A 5098-nucleotide genomic window follows, 5' to 3' on the forward strand; every position below is an offset into this window, starting at 1 on the left:
GCAAAATGAAAAAAGTATCTGCCTGCCGCTTGGGCATGCAGATACTTTTCATTTGCTTGCTGCGGGCTTATTTTTTTGCGAACGGGCTCAGCAAGGCCACCATTTGCGCAAATACCTTGGGCGTGCCGGCGAGTACATCGCCCTTGTACAGGTAATCCGATTCGCCTTCGAAGGTGCCCATGATGCCGCCGGATTCGGTGATCAGCAATGAGCCTGCCGCCATGTCCCACGGTTGCAGGTTTTTTTCGAAGAAGCCATCCAGGCGACCGGCGGCAACGTAAGCCAGATCCAGTGCAGCCGAGCCGGGGCGACGCAGGCCGGCGCAGCTTTGCGTCATGATCTTGAACATTTTCATGTATTCATCGATGTTGTCGGTTTCGCGGAAAGGGAAGCCAGTGCCTATCAATGCATCGCTGATCTTGTCGCGCTTGGTGACGCGTATGCGTTTTTCATTCAGGTAAGCGCCTGAACCTTTGGTCGCGGTGAACAAGTCGTTGCGGGTGGGGTCGTAGACGACCGCCTGCGTGATCTGGCCGCGCTGCTGCAAGGCGATCGAGACGCAGTATTGCGGGAAGCCGTGGATAAAATTGGTGGTGCCGTCGAGCGGATCGATGATCCAGACATTGTCATTGTCGTCGTGCAGATTGGCCGATGCACCGGATTCTTCCGCCAGGATGGCGTGATCCGGATAGGCGGTTTTCAAAACCTCTATGATGGCCTGCTCGGCAGCCTGATCGACTTCGGTGACAAAATCGTTGTGCTTTTTCTCGGTAACCTTGACGCGGTCGAGATCGAAGGACGCGCGATTGATGACGGCAGCGCCGCGGCGAGCGGCCTTGATTGCCGTATTGAGCATGGGATGCATAGAGATTCCGTTAAAATGGCGGCGCCTACGCGTGAACGCGAGGACAAACACCTAAATTGAAATTAATGAGCGATGCGGTATAGAGCTGCCATTTCGACATGATACTTACCGCGCAATGCCGCTATTTTAAATGAACCTGCCACAAACCGACACGCCTCTTTTCAATCGCCTGCGTTTTGTACTGATCGAAACCAGTCGCCCCGGCAATATAGGGGCGGCGGCGCGTGCGATCAAAAACATGGGTTTTACCGAGCTGGTGCTGGTCAATCCACGTTTTCCCGATGCGGCGTTGCAGGAAGAGGCGATGGCCTTCGCCAGCGGCGCGCAGGACATTCTGGCCGCGGCGCGGATAGTCGGTTCTATCGATGAAGCGCTGGCCGATTGCAACTTTGCGGCAGCGGTGACGGCGCGGCTGCGCGAGTTTTCGCCCCCCATCATTTCGCCGCGTGCACTGGCGGCACGCCTGGTTGAGGAGGTTAACCTGCGCGCTGCGGTGGTGTTTGGCAATGAACGCTTCGGCTTGCCCAACGAGATAGTTGAAAAGTGCAATGTGCTGATCAATATCCCGGCCAATCCGGATTATTCCTCATTGAACCTGGCGCAAGCAGTACAGGTACTGGCTTATGAGGCGCGCATGGCGGCCCTGGGTGATGCACGGACCGCGACCGACATCGGCTTTCAGGGCGAGGCTGCAGGCATGGCGCAGATCGATGGCATGTATGCACATCTGGAGCAGGCGCTGGTGGCGATCGATTTTCTGGATGCCGACAACCCGAAGAAGCTGATGCCGCGCCTGAAGCGCCTGTTTTCCCGCACGCAGCTGGAAACCGAAGAGGTCAACATCCTGCGCGGGATTGCGAAGCAGATTCTGGCCAGGTGTAAAAAAGAAGGGTGAGGCCAGGCCTCAGGCTGGATTTTAATGCCAGCTGCGCACCAAACCGACGGCCAAACCTTCCAGCGCAAATTCATCGCGCGACAAATCTACGCGTATAGGCTCGAAATCCGGATTTTCCGGCAGCAGTTCGATCAGGGAGCCGGTTTTCCGGTAACGCTTGACGGTGACGTCATCGCCTATGCGTGCCACCACGATCTGCCCATTCCTGGCGCTATCGGTTTTCTTCACGGCCAGCAAATCGCCATCCAGTATCCCGACATCGCGCATCGACATGCCTCGTACCTTCAGCAGGTAATCGGGTTTGGCGGAAAACAGTGATTTATCGACGTTATATGTCGCTTCTATATGTTCCTGCGCCAGGATAGGTGAGCCGGCGGCAACGCGTCCTACCAGCGGCAGGCTCAATTGCATCAAGGCCGGATGCGGCAACGCCATCTGCCTGCCGGGGTAGCGTTCTTCGCCATTGCTGCCGACATCGCGCAAGCGGATGCCGCGCGAGGTGCCGGGCGAGATTTCGATCGCGCCTTTGCGCGCCAGCGCCTGCAAGTGTTCTTCCGCCGCATTGGCAGAACGGAAACCCAGCTCGGTTGCGATTTCTGCACGCGTCGGCGGGAAGCCCGTGTTTTCGATGGCATCGCGTATCAGGTTCAGGATTTGTTCCTGGCGGGCAGTCAGTTTGATCATTGCATTAGCCTTGCGTGAGGTGAGCGTAGTCGCTGGCTGTTTATCGGCCGGTTCATCGGGCTGCTTATCGAGCTGCCTGTTGAACTGGTTATATAAACAGTCTGTATTTTTATACAGTACATGCTTAAACGCAAGGGGATTTGCGCATTTATCCCGGTTGTGGCTGGCTGGTCCGGCGATAAATGCTTGAAAGCGTTGAGTTTTTCAGCTTCTACGCGTATGATTATCGGTTTTCCTCTTCCCACACTCGTCTTGACGCCGAGGTGGGCGATTTTCAATCCGTCCAAAAAGGAGCTTACATGCGTCATTATGAAATCGTATTTATCGTTCATCCGGATCAAAGCGAGCAAGTGCCTGCAATGATCGAACGCTACAAGGGTATCGTCACCACGCGTGGTGGTGTTGTTCACCGTGTAGAAGACTGGGGCCGTCGTCAAATGGCGTACCTGATCCAGAAACTGGCTAAAGCCCACTACGTTTGCCTGACCATCGAATGTGATGGCGACACGCTGGCTGAAATCGACACCGGCTTCAAATTCAACGATGCCGTTCTGCGTCATCTGACAGTGAAAATGAAGAAGGCTGAAACAACGCCATCGCCAATGATGAAGGCTGTGCAGAAGGAAGATGCTGCCAAGAGCCATCGCGCCGAGGCACCTGCTGCTTAATTGCAGCGGTAGTTACTGCAACGACGTCTCAGGAGAGTGAATCAGCTTCAGAATCATTGCAACATCGTGGCGACCATAGCCGAGCGTGAAATCTTGCGCTACACACCGGCAGGTGTCCCGATAGTGTCAGCGATATTGCTGCACAGTTCGCAACAGATGGAAGCAGGTGTTCCACGATTGGTCGAGTTTGAGATTGCCGCGATTGCCGCGGGAGAAATTTCAGGCCGCTTCAATCAAGCCGAGTTAGGCGGAACATTTCAGTTCACCGGTTTCCTGGCACGCAAGAGCCGTAACAGCAAAAGCCTTGTTTTCCATCTCACAGATTTCGAGACCCACATTTAGATACAGGAGCCCAAAATGGCATTCGGTAAAAAATTCGACAAAAGCAAACTCAAAGAAAAACGCAAACAACAAAACCCTTTGTTCAAGCGTAAAAAATTCTGCCGCTTCACAGCTGCACACGTAGAACAAGTTGACTACAAAGACGTAGACACCTTGAAAGACTTCGTTCAGGAAAACGGCAAGATCATGCCAGCACGCCTGACCGGCACCAAGGCAATCTATCAGCGTCAAGTCGATACAGCAATCAAGCGCGCACGTTTCCTAGCGCTGTTGCCGTACACCGATCTGCACCACGCGTAATTAACGACTGAAATAGGAGAAAAACATGCAAGTCATTCTGTTAGAAAAAGTCGTTAATCTCGGCAACCTCGGTGAAGTCGTCAAGGTAAAAGACGGCTACGCACGCAACTTCCTGATTCCACAACGCAAAGCTCGTCGTGCGACGACTACTGCTGTTGCTGAATTCGAAGTCAAGCGCGCAGAGCTGGAAAAAATCGCAGCTGCAAAATTGGCAGCATCGCAAGCGCAAGGCGAAAAACTGACCGGTCAAACGGTACAGATTTCGCAAAAATCGGGTGTGGACGGCCGTTTGTTCGGTTCCGTAACCAATGCCGATATCGCTGCAGCGTTGACCAAGCAAGGTTTTGCGGTTGAAAAAGCGCAAATCCGTTTGCCTACAGGTCCTCTGAAAACAACCGGCGAGCACCTCGTCTCCGTTGCATTGCACACGGATGTGGTTGTGGACGTGACGATCGCAGTTATCGGCGAACACGCTTAAGTCTGTTTAAAGCAAGTCTGGCACTTGTTGCCGCAAAAAAAGCCGGGTTTTCCCGGCTTTTTTATTGCCCATTTTTTCTAAGCGCACACCGGTAGCGGGTATAATTCGCGCCATGAATACCCGTTCCGATCCGCAATTAGATTCCCTACGCGTCCCCCCGCATTCGATAGAAGCGGAGCAATCCGTACTAGGCGGCCTGCTGCTGGACAATGCTGCCTGGGATCGCATTGCGGATTTTGTCCATCAGGATGATTTTTACCGCTACGACCACAGGATTATTTTTCAGCACATAGTCCGGCTGATCAACAACTCCAGGCCGGCTGACGTGATCACCGTGTTCGAAGCCTTGACCAACAGTGGCAAGGCAGAAGAAGTCGGCGGCGTGTCCTACCTCAATGCGCTGGCGCAAAATACGCCGTCGGCTGCCAATATCCGCCGCTATGCAGAGATCGTGCGCGACCGCGGCGTGCTGCGCAAACTGATTACCGTTTCGGATGAAATCTCCGGCCAGGCTTTCAATCCGCAAGGCAAGGAAGTCAAGCAGATGCTGGATGAAGCCGAATCCAAGATCTTTGCGATTGCGGAAGAAGGTTCGCGCGGTGCCCAGGGCTTTCAGGAAATCCAGCCCTTGCTCACGCAAGTCGTCGAGCGTATCGACGAACTGTATAACCGCGACAGCGGCAGCGATATTACCGGCGTCCCGACCGGCTTTGCCGACCTGGACCGCATGACATCGGGATTGCAGCCTGGCGACTTGATCATCGTCGCCGGTCGTCCATCGATGGGTAAAACCGCCTTCTCGATCAATATCGGTGAAACGGTGGCGATAGAAAGCGGCCTGCCGGTCGCCGTGTTCTCGATGGAGA

8 protein-coding genes are annotated in these 5098 nt (G+C 54.3%); 6 read left to right on the forward strand and 2 right to left on the reverse strand.

The window, feature by feature from the left end; translation table 11 throughout:
- Positions 1 to 67: 67 nt before the first annotated feature.
- Positions 68 to 856: an inositol monophosphatase family protein gene (locus Q7T06_RS01640; protein ID WP_304779055.1), complete on the reverse strand. Its 789-nt coding sequence runs from the start codon at positions 854 to 856 to the stop codon at positions 68 to 70.
- A gap of 139 nt (positions 857 to 995) precedes the next feature.
- On the opposite strand from Q7T06_RS01640, the gene Q7T06_RS01645 reads away from it, so the two are divergent.
- Entirely contained in the window at positions 996 to 1760 is a 765-nt protein-coding gene (locus Q7T06_RS01645; protein ID WP_304779058.1) for an RNA methyltransferase, read from the forward strand.
- Positions 1761 to 1781: 21 nt separating this feature from the next.
- On the opposite strand, the gene lexA is transcribed toward Q7T06_RS01645, so the two are convergent.
- The gene (lexA, locus tag Q7T06_RS01650; RefSeq protein ID WP_304779061.1) at positions 1782 to 2444 is read right to left on the reverse strand and encodes a transcriptional repressor LexA; all 663 of its coding nucleotides are present in this window, start codon (positions 2442 to 2444) and stop codon (positions 1782 to 1784) included.
- A 299-nt stretch (positions 2445 to 2743) separates the two neighbouring features.
- Between lexA and rpsF the strand changes: the two genes are divergently transcribed.
- The 5 genes from rpsF to Q7T06_RS01675 all read left to right on the forward strand — a co-directional run.
- Positions 2744 to 3112: a 30S ribosomal protein S6 gene (rpsF, locus tag Q7T06_RS01655; RefSeq protein WP_304779082.1), complete on the forward strand. Its 369-nt coding sequence runs from the start codon at positions 2744 to 2746 to the stop codon at positions 3110 to 3112.
- Positions 3113 to 3178: 66 nt separating this feature from the next.
- On the forward strand, positions 3179 to 3454 hold the full coding sequence (gene priB / locus Q7T06_RS01660; RefSeq protein WP_370652327.1) for a primosomal replication protein N: 276 nt from the start codon (positions 3179 to 3181) through the stop codon (positions 3452 to 3454).
- A 15-nt stretch (positions 3455 to 3469) separates the two neighbouring features.
- Positions 3470 to 3754: a 30S ribosomal protein S18 gene (gene rpsR, locus Q7T06_RS01665; RefSeq protein ID WP_076591749.1), complete on the forward strand. Its 285-nt coding sequence runs from the start codon at positions 3470 to 3472 to the stop codon at positions 3752 to 3754.
- Positions 3755 to 3779: 25 nt separating this feature from the next.
- A complete protein-coding gene (gene rplI / locus Q7T06_RS01670) occupies positions 3780 to 4232 on the forward strand; it encodes a 50S ribosomal protein L9 (RefSeq protein ID WP_304779076.1) in 453 nt (150 codons plus the stop codon).
- A gap of 112 nt (positions 4233 to 4344) precedes the next feature.
- The coding region (locus tag Q7T06_RS01675; protein WP_304779079.1) for a DnaB-like helicase N-terminal domain-containing protein at positions 4345 to 5098 on the forward strand (754 nt) is incomplete at its 3' end.

Source organism: Herminiimonas sp. (genome assembly GCF_030645555.1).
Taxonomy (GTDB): Bacteria; Pseudomonadota; Gammaproteobacteria; order Burkholderiales; family Burkholderiaceae_D; genus Oxalicibacterium.

Excerpts from the sequence above, each read along its gene's own strand:
- Q7T06_RS01640 (WP_304779055.1), bottom strand. The coding sequence starts at position 856 with ATGCTCAATACGGCAATCAAGGCCGCTCGCCGCGGCGCTGCCGTCATC.
- Q7T06_RS01645 (WP_304779058.1), top strand. The coding sequence starts at position 996 with ATGAACCTGCCACAAACCGACACGCCTCTTTTCAATCGCCTGCGTTTT.
- lexA (WP_304779061.1), bottom strand. The coding sequence starts at position 2,444 with ATGATCAAACTGACTGCCCGCCAGGAACAAATCCTGAACCTGATACGC.
- rpsF (WP_304779082.1), top strand. The coding sequence starts at position 2,744 with ATGCGTCATTATGAAATCGTATTTATCGTTCATCCGGATCAAAGCGAG.
- rpsR (WP_076591749.1), top strand. The coding sequence starts at position 3,470 with ATGGCATTCGGTAAAAAATTCGACAAAAGCAAACTCAAAGAAAAACGC.
- rplI (WP_304779076.1), top strand. The coding sequence starts at position 3,780 with ATGCAAGTCATTCTGTTAGAAAAAGTCGTTAATCTCGGCAACCTCGGT.